This is a genomic window from Wolbachia endosymbiont (group B) of Eucosma cana, from assembly GCF_947250645.1.
In the GTDB taxonomy this organism is placed as follows: domain Bacteria; phylum Pseudomonadota; class Alphaproteobacteria; order Rickettsiales; family Anaplasmataceae; genus Wolbachia.
This window is the reverse complement of the sequence record NZ_OX366334.1, coordinates 862789-880281: the sequence shown is the minus strand read 5'-3', so window position 1 is coordinate 880281 and position 17493 is coordinate 862789. Positions and strand designations below refer to the sequence as shown.

Genomic DNA, 17493 nt, shown 5'->3' with positions numbered 1-17493 from the left:
TTTTTTCAATGAAAGCCCAACCGGATGATTCGTCAGTTATTCCTATACCACAAAGAAAAAAAGAATTAGTTGAAGTAGTACAACCGAGGCAAATTATTGAAATGCAGGAAATTGATGAGGATATTCCAATTCCAAAAAGAAAAAAGGTTGTAGAAAGAAAGCTAAAAGAAGACATCAAAGAGGTGAAAAATGAAATAAGAGATAAGAAAAATATTGAGAACAAAGATGATGAATTGGCTGTAACAGAAATTATTAATTCTATAAGGGATAAATTGACAGAGTGTTGGAGCATTCCTGAGGGCATAGTTTATAAAGAAAATTTTAGTATAAAAATTAACTTATTATTATCCAGTAAAGGCGAGATCGTTGTAGCCAACGTAGCAGATAGTAGTTCTTATCAAAATAATCCTCTTTTTAGATCAGCAGCAGATAATGCAATGCGTGCAGTGTATAAATGTAGCCCGTTAATTGGCTTACCTGCTGAGCAGCATCACATTTGGCGCGAAGTCACGTTAGATTTTATTCTAAATAGGTGAATTTACGTTACCTAAATTAGTTACTTGTGATGAAAAATAGATCAGCAAATTTTCAATCAACAACAGCTAAAGACCTTTCTGCAACGTTGATTTCTCTTATATCTGTAACTTCGTCATTCTGATTAAACGAAATTTGCAAAGACTTACTACTGTACTTCCTTTTTCCCAAGAAGTTAGCTTGTTTAATTTTATATGAGATATAGTACCAAACATTGTCATCGAACTTTGATACTAATGTTGGTGATCCTAAAGTGTGAACCACTTTTTCTTTATCGTCACCTACTTTTATCTTGCTCCACAATTCAACACTAATGCCAGGAGCTCCGTGATTGTGAATAGTGTGAGTGCAGCTCACTAAAAACAATAAAGCAAAAAATATTAATACTCGCATTTTTATCAATTAATTATTTGAGATCATAATAAACTAATAAACTATCTGCCGTCAAATTTTAAAAAAGTTAAATTGACTAATTCCCAATATTATTTAGTATAGTATTTACTTCAAAATAATTAGGTATCTTATGTCATTGCTAGAAGCAGATCCAATATACAAGCCTTTTAATTATCCTTGGGCATATGATGCATGGTTGCAGCAACAAAGGATACACTGGATACCTGAAGAAGTTCCGCTTGCTGATGATGTAAAAGATTGGAAAACTAAACTTTCAAATGTGGAGAAAAATTTATTGACCCAGATTTTTAGGTTTTTTACTCAAGCAGATATTGAAGTAAATAACTGCTATATGAGGCATTATTCAAATATATTTAAACCAACAGAAATATGTATGATGCTTGCAAGCTTTTCTAATATGGAGACTATACACATTGCAGCCTATTCATACCTTCTAGATACGATTGGCATGCCAGAAAGTGAATATCAAGCATTCTTAAAATATGATTCTATGAGAAAGAAGTATGAATACATGTTAGAATTTGAGGAAAGTAAAAAGCACGATAAAAAACATGTTGCTAAAACTTTAGCAGTATTTGGTGCCTTCACTGAAGGGTTGCAGTTATTTGCATCATTTGCAATTTTGCTCAATTTTCAACGCTTTGGAAAAATGAAAGGCATGGGACAAATAATCGCTTGGTCAGCTCGTGATGAAACTTTGCACACCAATTCAATTATCATGTTATTTAATACGTTTATTAAAGAGAATAATGAAATCTGGGACGACGAATTTAAAGAGGAATTATGTTCTGCATGTCGCACTATTGTTGAGCTTGAGGATGAGTTTATAAAGCTTGCTTTTGATTTCGGAGATGTTGAAGGACTATCTGCAGAAGAAGTGCGCAATTATATACGCTACATAGCAAACAGACGGTTAACGCAACTGGGTCTTCAATCTATATATAATGTTAAAGATAACCCTATTCCGTGGCTTGATGAAATACTAAATGGCGTAGAACATACAAATTTCTTTGAAAATAGAGTAACAGAGTATAGCCGCGCAGCAACTCAAGGCACTTGGGAGGAAGCTTTTGCTAAAAACGATACAAAAAGTGAAGAGCAGTAACTTCAACCTTTTTTATCATTTCAACGGAAGCTTGCGCTCAACTGACTTCTCTCGCGCTTTTATTTGCTTCCTAGAGCTCATTTGTGCCTTTATATGATTGCTGTTTAAGTTAATTATATGAAAGAGCTACAGCGGCGGTTCAAACTCCTTTTCAACAGATTTAAAGAGAGAATGATCAAAATTGGTGTCGACACTTTGATATTTGATGAGTTTGAAAAGATTCATACTGAAACTGAATTTACCGGTGATATAGCTGATGTGCTCAGTGAATTTATCATGTGGTTTCCTGAAAGAAATCGTCTTGGAATACCTTATCCTGACGATATGTATAATTATGCAGTTTTAAAGAAGGGCGCTGTAAATACTCGAGCAAAAGCCCCTTTTTCTTGCTTGAGTGTTTGTGATCTTTAGTTAAGTTCTTGACTTTATTATTTAAATATATCGTAATTAAAGTATATTATTTATAGGAGAGTTTGATATGCCAAAGTATGAAGAGTTAAATGAAACACAAAAAGGATTATATGATGAGTTGAAAGATCCAGTAAGCGAAGATGTTGATATTAGTACTGTTATTGCAAAATTTAGCGAAAATGATTTCCTGCCTGTTCTTACAACAATTGATGATAAAGGTTATATACTGCTTAACACTTTCGAAGTAGTTGGTGTAGATAAATTTAAAGCAGTTTTGAGTGAAGCGCAAAAGCAGGGTCTTCTTGAAGAAGTTGTAAATGGAAAGATTTTATCTTCTAATGATCAAGATGAGGTGAAATCTATCTTGGTTTTTGTAATAGGCATGACGAAGAGTTGTAGGACTCTTCTTGTCATAGAAATACATCCAGTAGCCAGCGGCTGGCATACCCTCTCTATTCCTAATAATGTCTTGCAATACTATACTTAGTATTAACTTCTGTGTCATTTCTCCCGAGCACCAGCAAAAGCCAATGCTCCTATATACTTATCCTGACATAATCTGTCGATATAATTCTTTATTGAAAATTTTGGAAGACAAAAGAAGCCTCACAATTAGCTTAAAATCCGAGTATATCGGATTCGAGAAGTGGGCTTGATGAATCAAACTGAATATTGGGGTTATCACATCTTGCTTTGCATCGTGCCTCTAGCTCCGATAGACTTACTTCTGGATACTTTCCAAGAGATGGATCAAATTTTGAATGACCTATCCTACTTTCAAGAAAAGTTTTTGTACAAAGACCTTTGCATGAATTATCAACTTCCCTATGCTCCCAACGCACTCCTCTCATAATATCTGGCATAACATACTCCTTAATTAAAAAACTAACATAATATTAACATATTAGCATTAATATTATGTTAATAATAGTATAACTATTTCGCTTTCTTTATTGAAAATTTTAGGAAAATATTGTATAATTATGCAGTAGTAGAACCTGGTAAAACTTATGGCAAACGCTAATTTAGCTTTCAGTAAAGAAACTTTACAGCATCTTGCTGAATTATCTGAACTTACTAAGCAACCTGCTCAAGCATTAGCAGAAAAACTACTTAAAGAAGCAATCAAGCTTGAAATTGAAGACTTTTTAGTGTCTAAAATTTCTGATGAGCGTGATGTTGAAGGTGCAGAAACAGTCGATTTTGAAGATATTAAGTGGGATTAGAGCATTATAAAGTTAAGTCTCTCAAAAGTGTTGTTGAAAGAGATTTACCAAACCTTCAAAAAACAATAAGGCTAAGAATCCAAAAGGCTATAAAAGAACGTCTTACAGTTGACCCAATAAACCTCGGTGAACCATTACATCATAACCTAAAAGGACATAGAAGACTAAGAGTTGGTGAATATCGTATAATTTATAGAGTAAATCAATTAGAACAAATAGTAACTATCACAGAGATAGGACATAGATGTGATATTTATAAAAAATAAATATAAACATTAAATATATATTATACAGCCCTTCTTCCTGATCCATTCTTCACCTTAGGCGGCTTTGCTCAGCTCAAAAATAACCATTTTTTTGGGTACCCCCCACTATAAGTTATATTATATTATTTATATATAATATAGTATAACTCATTGGGAGAGGCGACGAAAACAAGATCTTGAGTTTGAGGAGCCTCCGGTTTTAGGTGAAGAATGGATCAGGAAGGAGGGCTCAGGGTCGATGAGGACGTAAGGCCAATATTTGATTATCTCAAAGACTACAGAGACTACATCGATAAACGGCTAGCAAACCCCGACGAAATAGAAGGTATAACCACAGGAATAAAGGAGCTTGACACGATAACTGGTGGCTTCAAAGAGGGAGAGTTATCCGTGCTTGCAGCACGCACTTCAATTGGTAAGACCTCAATAGCACTACACATGGCTCTAGAGGCCGCAAAGCTCTTAAATGTATAATGCACCCCATAAACTAGACCAAAAAAAAATGGTTGATCCGAGTAGGAAGGTAAAGGGGTAAAAGTATGGCAACAAAAAAATATGAACCAGAGTTAAAAGCAAAGATAGCTTTGGAAGCAATAAAAAATCAAAAAAGCACAGCTGAGATATGTAGTGAATATAAAATACCATCAACAAATCTATATGATTGGCGTGATAGAGTATTGGCAAGGTTAAAAGACCTATTTGTTGAAGAAAGTGAAAGTGCGAGAAAACAAAGAATCTTAGCGCAAGAAATAGAAAGTTTACATAAAGTAATAGGAGAATTGACAGTGGAAAATAGCTATTTGAAAAAAAAATTACTGAAATAAGCAAAAAAGATAGAGTAAGGTTTATAGAAAAAGATTCTGATCTGTCAATTAGGAAACAGGCTGATTTATTGGGGATTTGCAGATCTAGCCTATATTATAGGCCTATAATTAATAACGAAAGTGAAGTAGCAAATTTGATTCAAGAAGTATATTTGGCTTCTGATTGCCGTTATGGATATCGTAAAATTACTGCTGAAATCATAGCGAGTGGAGTAGTAGTCAATCACAAAAAAATCTTAAGAATTATGAAAAAAATGAAGATTAGTGGGCTGTATTGTAGAAAAAGATGTAATACAAGTATTAAAGAAAAAAAGCATAAAATATATCCTTATTTACTCAAAGATTTGATTATTTGTAGAGTTAATCAGGTATGGGCTACTGATATAACATATATTATGGTAGAAGGTAAGTTTATCTATTTTGTGGCAATAATGGACTTGTATAGTCGCTATATTATTGCTCATTCATTATCACCATATCTCGATGCTGGATTTTGCCTTTATACTCTCAAAGAAGCTCTAAAACAAGGTAAACCTGAGATTTTTAATAGTGATCAGGGGGTGCAGTTTACTAGCTACAACTTTATTATGGAATTAGAGCGTGCTAATATTAAAATCAGTATGGACCATAAAGGACGTTGCTTCGACAATATATTTGTTGAGCGCTTATGGAGAACTTTAAAGCAAGAAGCTATATATTATTATAGACCAAATAGTATCAGAGATTTAAATCTTATAATAAATGATTTTGTTGCTTGGTATAACTATAGAAGGCGACATCAGACTCTACATTATAAAGTTCCTGCTGATCTTTATTATCATAAACAGTAAATGAATATATTGATAAATACTTTAAATGTGTGTCGACGTATTTATCAACATATTCATTTTAAAAATCGGATCACTTTGAAAAAAATGGTCTAGACAAATGGGTGCATTATAACGTTAAAGAACATCGCTAAAGACTTTGAAGTTCCCGTTGTAGCATTATCACAAATTAGTCGCATAGTAGAAGAAAGACAAAACAAAAGACCGCAATTAGCAGACCTAATACCAATTCCCGTTACACGGGAAACAGATAGACAATAATGGAAGAAAAGCCATAATGAAATAAGTGAAATAGTTTAGGTATAAATGGCACTCAGATCAAAATTATTGGATGAAGAAGTAGTAAAATCAGCAAAAGAGATGCTGAAGAAAGTAAGGAATAATGCATATGTTTCAAAAAAACTAAACGCTGTAATTGCAGCAAAAAAGTACAGTATAACGTCTGTAGCAAAAATATATTGCATTTCAAGAAAGGCACTAACTTCGTGGATAAAACTCTTGAAATTTGGCAGAGAAGAAAAACTGTTTGCTCCTCGATCACGCCGAAGAAAAACTAAATTAAATCAGGCTCAACTACAGCAAATTGAAGCATGGATAGAAGAAAACCCTAATATTACCATTAAAGAAATGAGAATAAGAATACAGGAAAAGTTCGACTTAAATATTAGCAAATCTACAGTACACCGCCATATGCAAAAGATGAAATTTTCATATATTACACCAAGACCAGTACACAACGTACAAGATAAAAGTAAACAAGAGGAATTCAAAAAAAAATCTCAATGAAGTTATTGGAAAGTATCCTGAAAAAGAGCTATTTTTCTTTGATGAATCAAGGTTTGGCACACATTCGAAAGTTGGGCATGGATGGTTTAAAAAAGGTACTAGAACTCGGGTTAAAATAAAGTTAGGTAGGCATAATTTTTATCTCTACAGTGCAGTTAATCCTAAAAATGGAGAGAGTTTTAGCTTATTTGCACCAAATGTTAACACTGATTGCATGAATATATTTCTTGAGCAAATGTTGCAATATCTAGGGACAAGAGAAGCTGTTCTTGTTATGGACTGTGCTAGTTGGCATAAGTCAAAAAATTTAAAGGTACCTAAAAACATTGAGATTATATACCTACCTCCATATTCACCTGAACTTAATCCTGTTGAGAGGCTTTGGTTATATATAAAACAGAACATTTTGCGCAATAAAATATACAGTACTATTGCTTTGCTTGAGAGCACTTTATGCAAATTTCTTACCTCTCTTGCTACTTCTACAATTAAACAACTCTGCTCTGTTTCCTATTTGACTCCACAACAATGAGAATTGGTATAAGAGAGTCAGGGAGCATCGAACAAGACGCTGACATAGAGTTTTGCTGCTCTACAGAGACAGCTACTATAAAATAGGCTCTAATAACGAACTGGAGATAAACGTTGCAAAGAATAGAAGTGGCTCAACCGGCAAAGTTACAGTGCCTTATCAAGTTAATACCGGAAGGATATTAATCTAGGATTCATAAATGTCTTTCCTGTGTTTTATTGAAACAATGGTTACTTCATATTTTGCAGCATTTACATGATACATAATACGATAATCACCAGTTCTCAATCTTCTGTGCCCTTTGAGTTTGTAACGCAACGATTCACCAAGATCAATTGGATTAACCGTAAGGCGCTCTTTTACTATTTCTTCAATTCTTAACTTTATTGTTTTTGGAAGAGCTGGTAGATCTTTCTTACTAACATTTTTTAGGAACTTAATCTTATAGCGCTTTAGTCCCACTTGACGTCTTTTAGATCAACTGTTTCTGTACCTGGAACATTAAGTTCAGCAGCACGTTCAATTAGTATTTTATCTTCCTCATTTTCAATCGCTTCTTGCATCAGCTCCTCTACTAGCTTTTGAACGGGCTTATTTCTTATTTTAGCTAGCCCAGCAAGACACTCTGAAATTTCACTATTGAAAGTTACGTTGATTCCTGAATCCGCCATAAGCTTTACCAAAGTTTGTCAGTAATTATACAACATTTTCCTGAATTTTTCAATAAAGATCTCTCCTAAACTTAGAAGAGATCTTTTATGTGTGATTAACGCTGCATAGAAGAACCAGCTTCTTTGACATTCGCTTTTGTCATATCTGTCAAAGGTTTCACCGACTCAGAACTCTCTTCTTTTACCTCTGAAGCAAATTCTTTAAGTGCAGATTGTACCTCTGGATTCTTTTCCACGAGCTCTTTTATTTCCTTGCTTTTTTGTGGTTGAGAACGTTTATATAGCTTAGGTTGTATTTTTTCCACATTCTTTCCTTGTATTTGTTGTAGTCCCAATGCTTCATAGAGGGACTTTGTATCATGCTCTTTTCCTACCATCACTTCTGTGTAAGCATATATCTCTTCATCAATAACACCGTTTCTTTTAAGAATTTTCGCAGAACCATCGCTACTAACTGAAATTTTCATCTCGCACTTTTTCCCTTCAACTTCCCAATTAAGATCCATATCATATGTTCCATGAAGAATCTCATATGACCTTATTTCCTTTCCATCTTCATCTTGACAAAGTGTTAAACGCACTCCTCTTGTTTTGTTTTCATCAGGTGAGCACATTGTAATTGCGTCTATACCATACTCTTTGCACTTATTAGCTTCGAGAAAATCCACTAAGCAAATTGGATCTTTTCCCGCAACAGCTAACCTTGCAACCGGAAAAGGAATGAAATCTTCATCTAGATTTTCCTCAAGTGCTGCAAACTTTATTTTGTCACTTTTCATAGAATAAAGTTCTTCTACTATTTCCTTAGGAACATCTCCTGAAACTATCGTAGAACTATGATTTACATCATTAGAATCCACAGAGCCCCCAATTAGATAATCTCTATACATTCTCAAGGTTTCTTTATCATTAATATCATGCAGAAGATTTATGTTCTTTTCACGAGCTTCCCAGGTTTCTGTATTATGAACCTCGTAACCACTTTTGTACATCTTAGGAAAAGCTTTTCCATTACTTACTGAAGGAAACCACTGTTTTTTGATTTCTTTATCCAAATCAAGAGCTTCCCTATAATCATGGATTACACCATTCTCTACATAACCAAAAACTCCAGAAAAAGTAGAACTTTCTCTACTTATATCGTGAATTTTGCCCACCTTACCACCATGAGTAACTGTACTCACCAACTCCTTTACTTTTTAGATTTTTCAAAGCACTTAACATAATAACCCCTCTGTTGTTAACATAATAATATAGCATACTAATATAAGCTATGCAAAGTCAAGCCTACAACTTTAAATTTTTATGGTAGATAACAGAAAATTAATTATGGTATAGAATTTATCATATTCTACTCATTCTAGTAGACAACAAGCTTAAAATTTAAGAGGAATTTATGTAAAGGGCATTTCTGCCCTTTACACTCATTTGATTTTTTAGTAAACTGCAAGCGCCAACTTTTCAGTACTAAATACCATGAGGCATAAAAACACCGTCAGGCATCAAGAAAAAGTGTACAAAAACGAAAAAAAGAGTCAAGAAAAAAAAAGCTTGACTTCTCATTATCGTGTTCATCACAACTTCAGCATACGAGGAAGCCTTCATATAATTAACTTAAACAGCAATCATATAAAGGCACAAATGAGCTCTAGAAGGCGAATAAAAGCGCGAGAGAAGTCGATTGAGCGCAAACTTCCAACTTTAATTTTGACGATGAGACGCGCCTTACTGGCAGTGAACTACTACAAGTCATGAAAAATAAGGAAGTAAGATGGTTTAAAAATGGCACTTCTGTTCCTCCTGAACATAGTACTTACCTTTCAGAGCCTTTCAATCCGCATAAAGCAAAGAAAATCTATGCAAGTAGAGAGCAGAAAGCGGCGGAAAAATACTTTGTGAAAGTGGATAGATTTCTTCCTTCTACTTAATTACGTTCTACTCGTGACGTTTGAGAAACTTGTTGGTGTGTATCAGCTTCATTTAGCTCATTACTAGGCTTTGACATTTCATATGTAATACCACCAGCAATAAGTCCAGTGAGTACAGCAGCAGCCACAGCTATGCCAATTAAAGCCAGCATTGGTAATACAACACTAGCAGCAAAAAGTTCCACCACTAACTGTTAATCCAGCTATAACACCACAAATAGCACCAGCAACAATTGCTTTACCAACTGGCTTACTTTCAACTATGACTTGTAGCTGTATTAATTTTATCTATGTTAGACTGATCCTTTTCACTTTTAATTTTCTTCTCAATTTCCGCGATTTCTTTTAGTAAACGTATACACGTACTTTGATTTCCTTGATCAGAGACATTGTCATTTTGTTTCATTAAAGTAGATATAATGTTTTTACGATCATCTATGGATATAACTTTCCAAAATTCTGTTATTTCCTCAATTAAACTTAAAACGTTTGATGGAAACTGGCGATTAGAATTTGTAATACATTCAATCAGTGAAAAGGTACCAGCCTCTACAACTTGATGAAAACGGTGCATTGCCTAATTAATTACTTGCAATCTAGATCCCAGTGGGCTTTATTGCATCACTCTTCGGATAATAGGTAACGTGGAATGAAGCTATCTCAAATTTAGCCATGCCTATATCAGTAATTTTGTTAAGCAAATAACACTTGAGCTCTCTCACGATTAACCTCAGATTTGTTTCTAAAACTAAACCAAAATGTTTGCTTCAGTCGCGAGAAAAAACTTTCTATATAAGATCTCTTCCCATAATTTATCTCTTTTTTCCACCTCTTCATACCATCTTCATCATATGACTTTATGAGCTTGATTGTAGAATTTCTCTCATCCATATAATCCAACTTTGGATGCTCTACTGCATTATTTTGCGGAGGAATCCTTGTCTTTATGTCAAGCTCATCGCACAGTTTGTATAACTTCTTTCGATCTGTCTGCATATAGTGTGCTTATATTATATTAACATCAATCCTTGCAATAAGATCACATGCTCCATAGTGGTCAGAATAAACTCCACCACTGTATTTTGCTGCTATAACTTTTTTGCTACCTATCTCTAGCATTACATCTTGTTTGCTCATAGCGGCGATACTTTCTATCTGTACCATTTGCCTTGCTATGACCTGGAATATTATTGTACTATCTATGGCAATCTCAATATCTTCTGTATTATTTTTATCATGTCTTCAATTTTGATGTTAAGTTTTTTAAGCCTTCTTGAGGCCTGTAATAACTTGCAAGTTTTGCTCAAGGTACCCTGCTATAAATCCCGCTGTTTGTCTCAGACCTATTCTAAATAAATAAGTTATTATGTGAACCAGAATCACGACCTTATCGCTATAAATATAGTTGCCAACAGCCATTTTTGGACCTTTTTCGTACCAATTTTCTATGGCATCATTGACGTAATAAAAAATATTTACCCTCTCTTGGAGAAATTTGTTATATTCATGGCAGTTACTGACTCTCATTTTTTGTGGCATATTTTTCTTTAGTAGGTTAAATGCTTGTCTTATAGTGAATTTTGTCAGTAACTGCCAGCTCTTTTTATTTGACCTATGCAACAAAGCCATTCCACTTTCAAGCTACTCGGATGACAGAGAAAGTTCTACTTGAATGACAAGGAAAGAAGCTCTACCTTTTTACAAAAATTTTATCGGCAACACGCATATCAATTATGCTCCAATTGCTAAAAGTAAAGTCGGTTGTATTTTGCAAGTGGCTTAAATAATCCCATGCGCTATAAGGATTATCTTCAGGCAATTTTACTGTGGCACTGTTATCGAGTATGATATTCCATCTTCTATTGCCTACATAAACACAAGAAGAAATATGATCACTTAATTGAGTTTTCCTCTCTAGTATATCTTTAATGAATTTTAGATTTGATAACGAATTTTGTCCTTTGATTATAACTAGGTTATCTATCTGGTAATCATCTACGATTACTTTACCTTCAGAGTCAATTACTGAAGTTCTGTTATCATCTTTCCAGAGAGCGAAGGGTGTATGTTCATCTATATCAATTTGTAAGGTACTGGGCAAAATCCTGTAAATTCTTACATATTTTATCCATTTGCTTACAGATTGTATATTATCTGTTAGTTTTGAGAGGGATATGTACATGATAGGTTGCGTTCTGTCTACTAAACTTAGAATGTCCTGTTCATTTGTAAATTTGTTTCCAGTAACGGTTACTTTGTCGATTGAAAATCCATTGCTAATTAATAAGCTCGATAAGCGATCGTTACACCAAGTAAAGTAGTAATTGAATCGATTTGTTATTTTATCAAGTGAACTATAAAGTACTAGTGTAAGGAAAAGTGCAGTTATAATCATGAAAGCACACTTGCGCAAAAAACTCCTTTGGTTTCTAGTAACATTGTTCAACATTGGCTTGATCTCTAATACTCCTGTAATGTAAACTGTCTTCGACAATAATTTTGACTAATTCATTAAAATCAATTCCTTTTGTCAATTTTGCAATTTCTGGTACTAACGATAATTCAGTAAAGCCAGGATGTGTATTAATCTCAAGCATTTTTAAAGTGTTATTTTTGGGATTATAACGGAAATCTGAGCGGGAAACAGTTTTGCATCCTAAAAATTGATGAACTTTTAGTGCGTGTTCCAAGGTCATTCTATATATGTTGTCAGGAATTTTAGCAGGAAATATATGTTCTGCAAATCCATCTGTATACTTTGCTTCATAATCATAGAATTTATTTTTTGGTCGTATTTCCATAGTGCCAATTGCTTCATTCAGCAACACAGCAGTATGTAACTCTATACCCGGTATGTATTCTTCTATGATCATCTTTTCCATTATAGTAGAACTGTTATTTTTCAGCTCTAAGTAATCCTCATGTGAGAAAATCATGTGTACTCCAATGCTTGAGCCTTCGTTAATCGGTTTTAAGACGTACGGATAATCAACTTTAATATTATTTTTTAGCACATCTTCTCGACTAATTACATAACCTCTTGGAGTGTCGATATTAAGAGAATGGAATATATGCTTTGACATCACTTTATTCATAGCAACAGCCGAAGCCATAACTCCGGAGTGTGTATATTTTATACCTAAGATTTCCAATAAACCTTGAATACAGCCATCTTCACCATAAGGTCCATGTAGAGCAATAAAAGCAAGGCCCAGATTAATTTTTCTAAGCTTTTCAGCAATGTTGCTATCAACATCTATTTCTATTGCATTATATGAAAGGCTATCAAGCACCTTCTTTACTGCTTTTCCGCTCATAAGCGATATTTCTCTTTCGCAAGAAAATCCACCACTTAAAATTGCTATAGTTGGAACCATAAGCACCCTAATATTTTGCTATATATCATATATAAAAGATACTTTTATCTTCAATAGAAAAAACGCTTTGAAAAATTCCACAGCCGTACAGATATTGAAACTTGCAGATGGTGTCATGCAAACTGGTTCCTTTATGATCAGACACCAGATTGCAAGTAAAACTGGAAGATCTTTTTCAGTAATATTCTTTAAAAATTTAATTTTGTAATCCACTTGATTTCCACTTTACATCTTTGTAATCAACTGTTTCTACACCTTCAATGTCATATTGATCAGCAACTACAGATAGTTCCATTTCATGATCTATTAAATAGTCTTTCTGCTAATTCTTGAGTGGGCTGCTTATACCAATTCCCGTTACACGGGAAACAGATAGACAATAATGGAAGAAAAGCCATAATGAAATAAGTGAAATAGTTTAGGTATAAATGGCACTCAGATCAAAATTATTGGATGAAGAAGTAGTAAAATCAGCAAAAGAGATGCTGAAGAAAGTAAGGAATAATGCATATGTTTCAAAAAAACTAAACGCTGTAATTGCAGCAAAAAAGTACAGTATAACGTCTGTAGCAAAAATATATTGCATTTCAAGAAAGGCACTAACTTCGTGGATAAAACTCTTGAAATTTGGCAGAGAAGAAAAACTGTTTGCTCCTCGATCACGCCGAAGAAAAACTAAATTAAATCAGGCTCAACTACAGCAAATTGAAGCATGGATAGAAGAAAACCCTAATATTACCATTAAAGAAATGAGAATAAGAATACAGGAAAAGTTCGACTTAAATATTAGCAAATCTACAGTACACCGCCATATGCAAAAGATGAAATTTTCATATATTACACCAAGACCAGTACACAACGTACAAGATAAAAGTAAACAAGAGGAATTCAAAAAAAAATCTCAATGAAGTTATTGGAAAGTATCCTGAAAAAGAGCTATTTTTCTTTGATGAATCAAGGTTTGGCACACATTCGAAAGTTGGGCATGGATGGTTTAAAAAAGGTACTAGAACTCGGGTTAAAATAAAGTTAGGTAGGCATAATTTTTATCTCTACAGTGCAGTTAATCCTAAAAATGGAGAGAGTTTTAGCTTATTTGCACCAAATGTTAACACTGATTGCATGAATATATTTCTTGAGCAAATGTTGCAATATCTAGGGACAAGAGAAGCTGTTCTTGTTATGGACTGTGCTAGTTGGCATAAGTCAAAAAATTTAAAGGTACCTAAAAACATTGAGATTATATACCTACCTCCATATTCACCTGAACTTAATCCTGTTGAGAGGCTTTGGTTATATATAAAACAGAACATTTTGCGCAATAAAATATACAGTACTATTGCTTTGCTTGAGAGCACTTTATGCAAATTTCTTACCTCTCTTGCTACTTCTACAATTAAACAACTCTGCTCTGTTTCCTATTTGACTCCACAACAATGAGAATTGGTATTAGTAAACTCAACTAGCTTAGCAAAATGCTGTAAAGTTTTTTTACTGAAAGATACATTAGCGTTTGCCGTAAGTTTTACCAAAGTTCATGAGTAATTGTACAATATTTTCCTGAAGTTTTTAATAAAGTAAACTTATCTGGAAAGTAATTATGCTGATATAAATATTATAATTTTATTAACACATAAATGCTACCGTGGCGTTAGTTTTTTAATTTAGGAGTATATTATGGTTATACCTACACAAAACTCGAATTCATTAACGTTTCAGGCACGTAACCTATCTCGTATTTGCCACAAAAACTGTGAAGAGGCGTTCAATGAAACAGACAAACCTCTATGCAAGGCTAGATGTGACGTTTTCTTTCCAGTGCCTGAACCTCGTTCATAAATTAGTGAGAAATTAATAGATATTGCAAACAATCTCCGTTTTGAGAGTGCACAATTATCGTCTATGGCAGATGAAATAGACGCTTACAATTCAATGTCTATTTAATCAAAAAAATGTAAGTCTATTTTTGTACTCTATGACCCTAAATTTTCATCAAAATAAGCTGTCTTATCCTTTTTTTCTTTATACTCTTCTGCTGTATCTAGGGGTTGCTTTTTAGCTGTAATGTTTGGCCACTTTTGCGAATATTCTACGTTTATGTTGTAAAATGATTTAAAGATTTTTTGTTCATTGTTCAGCAAGCCTTCGTCTAGTTCTATAATATCTTTTATGGAATCATCAGTTACAATCGCATCCACTGGACACTCAGGTATACACACTCCACAATCAATACATTCATCTGGGTTAATCACGAGCATGTTTTTACCTTCATAGAAGCAGTCAACGGGACATACTTCTACACAGTCCGTATATTTACATTTTATGCATTTATCCGTAATAAAATGCGTCATAAAACACTGTATATTTGCATTATCTTGGGTACACTAAATTAATAAGAAATTCAAGCCTTTTATGAAGATAAATAAATTAAATAACGAAGAACTAGAAATATGGCTAAGCTTGGCTAGAACTGTGGGACCAGTAAAGTTCTTTAGTATACTTAGAGCATGTGGGTCGCTATATGAAGTGCTTAAATATCTTAATAAGTTGACTAACAAGGATTATGGAATTCAAAATGCACGAGAAGAAATTAAGAATGCAGAAAAAATTGGAGCCAAAATAACACCAGCATGTGATCCAGATTACCCTGACATTTATAATGCACCCCATAAACTAGACCAAAAAAAAATGGTTGATCCGAGTAGGAAGGTAAAGGGGTAAAAGTATGGCAACAAAAAAATATGAACCAGAGTTAAAAGCAAAGATAGCTTTGGAAGCAATAAAAAATCAAAAAAGCACAGCTGAGATATGTAGTGAATATAAAATACCATCAACAAATCTATATGATTGGCGTGATAGAGTATTGGCAAGGTTAAAAGACCTATTTGTTGAAGAAAGTGAAAGTGCGAGAAAACAAAGAATCTTAGCGCAAGAAATAGAAAGTTTACATAAAGTAATAGGAGAATTGACAGTGGAAAATAGCTATTTGAAAAAAAAATTACTGAAATAAGCAAAAAAGATAGAGTAAGGTTTATAGAAAAAGATTCTGATCTGTCAATTAGGAAACAGGCTGATTTATTGGGGATTTGCAGATCTAGCCTATATTATAGGCCTATAATTAATAACGAAAGTGAAGTAGCAAATTTGATTCAAGAAGTATATTTGGCTTCTGATTGCCGTTATGGATATCGTAAAATTACTGCTGAAATCATAGCGAGTGGAGTAGTAGTCAATCACAAAAAAATCTTAAGAATTATGAAAAAAATGAAGATTAGTGGGCTGTATTGTAGAAAAAGATGTAATACAAGTATTAAAGAAAAAAAGCATAAAATATATCCTTATTTACTCAAAGATTTGATTATTTGTAGAGTTAATCAGGTATGGGCTACTGATATAACATATATTATGGTAGAAGGTAAGTTTATCTATTTTGTGGCAATAATGGACTTGTATAGTCGCTATATTATTGCTCATTCATTATCACCATATCTCGATGCTGGATTTTGCCTTTATACTCTCAAAGAAGCTCTAAAACAAGGTAAACCTGAGATTTTTAATAGTGATCAGGGGGTGCAGTTTACTAGCTACAACTTTATTATGGAATTAGAGCGTGCTAATATTAAAATCAGTATGGACCATAAAGGACGTTGCTTCGACAATATATTTGTTGAGCGCTTATGGAGAACTTTAAAGCAAGAAGCTATATATTATTATAGACCAAATAGTATCAGAGATTTAAATCTTATAATAAATGATTTTGTTGCTTGGTATAACTATAGAAGGCGACATCAGACTCTACATTATAAAGTTCCTGCTGATCTTTATTATCATAAACAGTAAATGAATATATTGATAAATACTTTAAATGTGTGTCGACGTATTTATCAACATATTCATTTTAAAAATCGGATCACTTTGAAAAAAATGGTCTAGACAAATGGGTGCATTATAATTTTAAGAAATATACCGAGTTGTCCAGCTGTAATAACTGTACTTGGTGATGTATCATTATTAAGTCGTGAGATAATTGCAATAATCGGTGGACGTAATTCTTCAATGAATGGAAGAAATTTTGCCAGTAAGTTGGCGTTTGACTTAAGTGAAGCTGGTTTCATCGTAATTTCTGGACTTGCAAGAGGAATCGACACTGCAGCAAACAGTGTAATATACAAAAATTACCCCACTATTGCTGTTACAGCAAGCGGAATTGATGTGGTGTATCCAAAAGAGAATTTTGATCTATACAAAAAAATCACTGAAAATGGCGGATTAGTAATTACTGAGCTTCCATTTGCTACTAAACCAAAGCCTCAGTATTTTCCTCAAAGGAATCGAATTATATCTGGTCTATCGCTGGGTGTTGTAGTGATTGAAGCATCGAGACGTTCTGGCTCTCTAATAACAGCAGATTTTGCTTTAAATCAAGGAAGAGAGGTATTTGCAGTTTCTGGTTTCCCTCTAGATTCACGCTGTAGTGGTAGCAATTATCTAATTAAAAACGGCGCTAAACTTGTTGAATCCGCTGATGATATAATAGAGAGCGTGAGATTTAGTTTGCCTCTTCAGCAAAAAAGTCTATTTGATACCGTTGC

At 33.6% G+C, this 17493-nt stretch carries 24 protein-coding genes and 4 pseudogenes; 17 read left to right on the top strand and 11 right to left on the bottom strand.

The features are described from left to right. Positions 1-8: 8 nt before the first annotated feature. Positions 9-536, top strand: a complete 528-nt coding sequence (locus OOK99_RS04375; RefSeq protein WP_264720241.1) for a hypothetical protein — start codon at positions 9-11, stop codon at positions 534-536. 52 nt (positions 537-588) lie between these two features. Here OOK99_RS04375 and OOK99_RS04370 read toward each other — a convergent pair whose 3' ends face one another. Further along, on the bottom strand, positions 589-927 hold the full coding sequence (locus OOK99_RS04370) for an outer membrane protein assembly factor BamE (RefSeq protein WP_264719502.1): 339 nt from the start codon (positions 925-927) through the stop codon (positions 589-591). A gap of 130 nt (positions 928-1057) precedes the next feature. Here OOK99_RS04370 and OOK99_RS04365 point away from each other — a divergent pair, with 130 nt between their 5' ends. The 3 genes from OOK99_RS04365 (at position 1058) to OOK99_RS04355 (ending at position 2951) form a co-directional block, all read left to right on the top strand. Beyond that, complete coding sequence (locus OOK99_RS04365; protein ID WP_264719501.1) at positions 1058-2053, top strand: ribonucleotide-diphosphate reductase subunit beta; 996 nt, start codon at positions 1058-1060, stop codon at positions 2051-2053. A 117-nt stretch (positions 2054-2170) separates the two neighbouring features. Next, a complete protein-coding gene (locus OOK99_RS04360; protein ID WP_264719499.1) occupies positions 2171-2464 on the top strand; it encodes a hypothetical protein in 294 nt (97 codons plus the stop codon). Positions 2465-2531: 67 nt separating this feature from the next. Beyond that, positions 2532-2951 carry a hypothetical protein gene (locus OOK99_RS04355; RefSeq protein ID WP_264719498.1) on the top strand — a complete coding sequence of 140 codons (420 nt, stop codon included), beginning with the start codon at positions 2532-2534 and terminating at the stop codon, positions 2949-2951. A 130-nt stretch (positions 2952-3081) separates the two neighbouring features. Here the strand turns inward: OOK99_RS04355 and OOK99_RS04350 are convergent, their stop codons facing one another. After that, a complete protein-coding gene (locus tag OOK99_RS04350) occupies positions 3082-3327 on the bottom strand; it encodes a hypothetical protein (RefSeq protein ID WP_264337166.1) in 246 nt (81 codons plus the stop codon). Between the two features lie 147 nt (positions 3328-3474). Between OOK99_RS04350 and OOK99_RS04345 the strand changes: the two genes are divergently transcribed. From OOK99_RS04345 to OOK99_RS07005, 7 genes and pseudogenes are all read left to right on the top strand, one after another. Then, positions 3475-3690, top strand: a complete 216-nt coding sequence (locus OOK99_RS04345) for a hypothetical protein (protein WP_226079582.1) — start codon at positions 3475-3477, stop codon at positions 3688-3690. Next, positions 3681-3956: a type II toxin-antitoxin system RelE family toxin gene (locus OOK99_RS04340; protein ID WP_064085396.1), complete on the top strand. Its 276-nt coding sequence runs from the start codon at positions 3681-3683 to the stop codon at positions 3954-3956. Before OOK99_RS04345 ends, OOK99_RS04340 begins: the two co-directional genes overlap by 10 nt. A 210-nt stretch (positions 3957-4166) precedes the next feature. Then, positions 4167-4430, top strand: coding sequence for a DnaB-like helicase C-terminal domain-containing protein (locus OOK99_RS04335; protein WP_264719495.1), 264 nt, complete (start codon positions 4167-4169; stop codon positions 4428-4430). Between the two features lie 65 nt (positions 4431-4495). After that, a protein-coding gene (locus OOK99_RS04330; RefSeq protein ID WP_214303219.1) for an IS3-like element ISWpi17 family transposase occupies positions 4496-5610 on the top strand; the annotation gives its coding sequence in 2 pieces (ribosomal slippage) (positions 4496-4769 and positions 4769-5610; 1116 coding nt in all). Positions 5611-5724: 114 nt separating this feature from the next. Next, positions 5725-5829, top strand: a pseudogene (locus tag OOK99_RS04325) (DnaB-like helicase C-terminal domain-containing protein); the annotation flags it as partial. A gap of 84 nt (positions 5830-5913) precedes the next feature. Beyond that, positions 5914-6925, top strand: a protein-coding gene (locus OOK99_RS04320) for an IS630 family transposase (protein WP_264719384.1) whose coding sequence is annotated in 2 segments (ribosomal slippage) — positions 5914-6375 and positions 6377-6925 — 1011 coding nt in all. Because the reading frame shifts where the segments join, the coding sequence is not laid out codon by codon here. Positions 6926-6977: 52 nt separating this feature from the next. Then, positions 6978-7115: a DnaB-like helicase C-terminal domain-containing protein gene (locus OOK99_RS07005; RefSeq protein WP_319803426.1), complete on the top strand. Its 138-nt coding sequence runs from the start codon at positions 6978-6980 to the stop codon at positions 7113-7115. Here OOK99_RS07005 and OOK99_RS04315 read toward each other — a convergent pair. The 3 genes from OOK99_RS04315 to OOK99_RS04305 form a co-directional block, all read right to left on the bottom strand. After that, positions 7112-7387 carry a type II toxin-antitoxin system RelE family toxin gene (locus OOK99_RS04315; protein WP_264719493.1) on the bottom strand — a complete coding sequence of 92 codons (276 nt, stop codon included), beginning with the start codon at positions 7385-7387 and terminating at the stop codon, positions 7112-7114. The two genes, OOK99_RS07005 and OOK99_RS04315, sit on opposite strands and share 4 nt — an antisense overlap. Continuing rightward, on the bottom strand, positions 7378-7596 hold the full coding sequence (locus OOK99_RS04310; RefSeq protein ID WP_264719492.1) for a DUF6290 family protein: 219 nt from the start codon (positions 7594-7596) through the stop codon (positions 7378-7380). The genes OOK99_RS04315 and OOK99_RS04310 overlap by 10 nt, the downstream gene beginning before the upstream one ends. 95 nt (positions 7597-7691) lie before the next feature. Continuing rightward, positions 7692-8783, bottom strand: a complete 1092-nt coding sequence (locus OOK99_RS04305; protein WP_264719491.1) for a hypothetical protein — start codon at positions 8781-8783, stop codon at positions 7692-7694. A 289-nt stretch (positions 8784-9072) separates the two neighbouring features. On the opposite strand from OOK99_RS04305, the gene OOK99_RS04300 reads away from it, so the two are divergent. Next, positions 9073-9351: a hypothetical protein gene (locus tag OOK99_RS04300; protein ID WP_264719490.1), complete on the top strand. Its 279-nt coding sequence runs from the start codon at positions 9073-9075 to the stop codon at positions 9349-9351. Then, positions 9348-9524, top strand: coding sequence for a hypothetical protein (locus OOK99_RS04295; RefSeq protein WP_264719489.1), 177 nt, complete (start codon positions 9348-9350; stop codon positions 9522-9524). The genes OOK99_RS04300 and OOK99_RS04295 overlap by 4 nt, the downstream gene beginning before the upstream one ends. Here OOK99_RS04295 and OOK99_RS04290 read toward each other — a convergent pair. The 5 genes and pseudogenes from OOK99_RS04290 to OOK99_RS04260 form a co-directional block, all read right to left on the bottom strand. Then, positions 9521-9709: a hypothetical protein gene (locus OOK99_RS04290; RefSeq protein ID WP_264337172.1), complete on the bottom strand. Its 189-nt coding sequence runs from the start codon at positions 9707-9709 to the stop codon at positions 9521-9523. The two genes, OOK99_RS04295 and OOK99_RS04290, sit on opposite strands and share 4 nt — an antisense overlap. A gap of 71 nt (positions 9710-9780) precedes the next feature. Next, entirely contained in the window at positions 9781-10098 is a 318-nt protein-coding gene (locus tag OOK99_RS04285) for a hypothetical protein (RefSeq protein ID WP_264719488.1), read from the bottom strand. A gap of 22 nt (positions 10099-10120) precedes the next feature. Next, a pseudogene (locus OOK99_RS07175) lies at positions 10121-11063 on the bottom strand (transposase). A 151-nt stretch (positions 11064-11214) separates the two neighbouring features. Then, entirely contained in the window at positions 11215-11973 is a 759-nt protein-coding gene (locus tag OOK99_RS04265) for a cell division protein FtsQ/DivIB (protein ID WP_264719486.1), read from the bottom strand. Next, the gene (locus OOK99_RS04260; protein WP_264719485.1) at positions 11954-12907 is read right to left on the bottom strand and encodes a D-alanine--D-alanine ligase; all 954 of its coding nucleotides are present in this window, start codon (positions 12905-12907) and stop codon (positions 11954-11956) included. Before OOK99_RS04260 ends, OOK99_RS04265 begins: the two co-directional genes overlap by 20 nt. 422 nt (positions 12908-13329) lie before the next feature. Here OOK99_RS04260 and OOK99_RS04255 point away from each other — a divergent pair. Continuing rightward, positions 13330-14341, top strand: a protein-coding gene (locus tag OOK99_RS04255) for an IS630 family transposase (protein ID WP_264719384.1) whose coding sequence is annotated in 2 segments (ribosomal slippage) — positions 13330-13791 and positions 13793-14341 — 1011 coding nt in all. Because the reading frame shifts where the segments join, the coding sequence is not laid out codon by codon here. A gap of 533 nt (positions 14342-14874) precedes the next feature. Here the strand turns inward: OOK99_RS04255 and OOK99_RS04250 are convergent. Next, positions 14875-15252 (bottom strand): ferredoxin family protein, encoded by a 378-nt coding sequence (locus OOK99_RS04250; RefSeq protein WP_264337178.1) that lies wholly within the window; start codon positions 15250-15252, stop codon positions 14875-14877. Positions 15253-15313: 61 nt separating this feature from the next. On the opposite strand from OOK99_RS04250, the pseudogene OOK99_RS04245 reads away from it, so the two are divergent. The 3 genes and pseudogenes from OOK99_RS04245 to dprA all read left to right on the top strand — a co-directional run. Next, a pseudogene (locus tag OOK99_RS04245) lies at positions 15314-15556 on the top strand (DNA-processing protein DprA); the annotation flags it as partial. Between the two features lie 70 nt (positions 15557-15626). Further along, a protein-coding gene (locus OOK99_RS04240; RefSeq protein ID WP_214303219.1) for an IS3-like element ISWpi17 family transposase occupies positions 15627-16741 on the top strand; the annotation gives its coding sequence in 2 pieces (ribosomal slippage) (positions 15627-15900 and positions 15900-16741; 1116 coding nt in all). Between the two features lie 111 nt (positions 16742-16852). Beyond that, a pseudogene (gene dprA / locus OOK99_RS04235) lies at positions 16853-17485 on the top strand (DNA-processing protein DprA); the annotation flags it as partial. Between the last annotated feature and the right edge of the window lie 8 nt (positions 17486-17493).

Bases quoted from the DNA above. Each gene is read 5' to 3' on its own strand.
- OOK99_RS04375 (WP_264720241.1), top strand. From the start codon at position 9: ATGAAAGCCCAACCGGATGATTCGTCAGTTATTCCTATACCACAAAGA.
- OOK99_RS04370 (WP_264719502.1), bottom strand. From the start codon at position 927: ATGCGAGTATTAATATTTTTTGCTTTATTGTTTTTAGTGAGCTGCACT.
- OOK99_RS04365 (WP_264719501.1), top strand. From the start codon at position 1,058: ATGTCATTGCTAGAAGCAGATCCAATATACAAGCCTTTTAATTATCCT.
- OOK99_RS04360 (WP_264719499.1), top strand. From the start codon at position 2,171: ATGAAAGAGCTACAGCGGCGGTTCAAACTCCTTTTCAACAGATTTAAA.
- OOK99_RS04355 (WP_264719498.1), top strand. From the start codon at position 2,532: ATGCCAAAGTATGAAGAGTTAAATGAAACACAAAAAGGATTATATGAT.
- OOK99_RS04350 (WP_264337166.1), bottom strand. From the start codon at position 3,327: ATGCCAGATATTATGAGAGGAGTGCGTTGGGAGCATAGGGAAGTTGAT.
- OOK99_RS04345 (WP_226079582.1), top strand. From the start codon at position 3,475: ATGGCAAACGCTAATTTAGCTTTCAGTAAAGAAACTTTACAGCATCTT.
- OOK99_RS04335 (WP_264719495.1), top strand. From the start codon at position 4,167: ATGGATCAGGAAGGAGGGCTCAGGGTCGATGAGGACGTAAGGCCAATA.
- OOK99_RS04310 (WP_264719492.1), bottom strand. From the start codon at position 7,596: ATGGCGGATTCAGGAATCAACGTAACTTTCAATAGTGAAATTTCAGAG.
- OOK99_RS04300 (WP_264719490.1), top strand. From the start codon at position 9,073: ATGAGGCATAAAAACACCGTCAGGCATCAAGAAAAAGTGTACAAAAAC.
- OOK99_RS04295 (WP_264719489.1), top strand. From the start codon at position 9,348: ATGAAAAATAAGGAAGTAAGATGGTTTAAAAATGGCACTTCTGTTCCT.
- OOK99_RS04285 (WP_264719488.1), bottom strand. From the start codon at position 10,098: ATGCACCGTTTTCATCAAGTTGTAGAGGCTGGTACCTTTTCACTGATT.
- OOK99_RS04265 (WP_264719486.1), bottom strand. From the start codon at position 11,973: ATGTTGAACAATGTTACTAGAAACCAAAGGAGTTTTTTGCGCAAGTGT.
- OOK99_RS04250 (WP_264337178.1), bottom strand. From the start codon at position 15,252: ATGACGCATTTTATTACGGATAAATGCATAAAATGTAAATATACGGAC.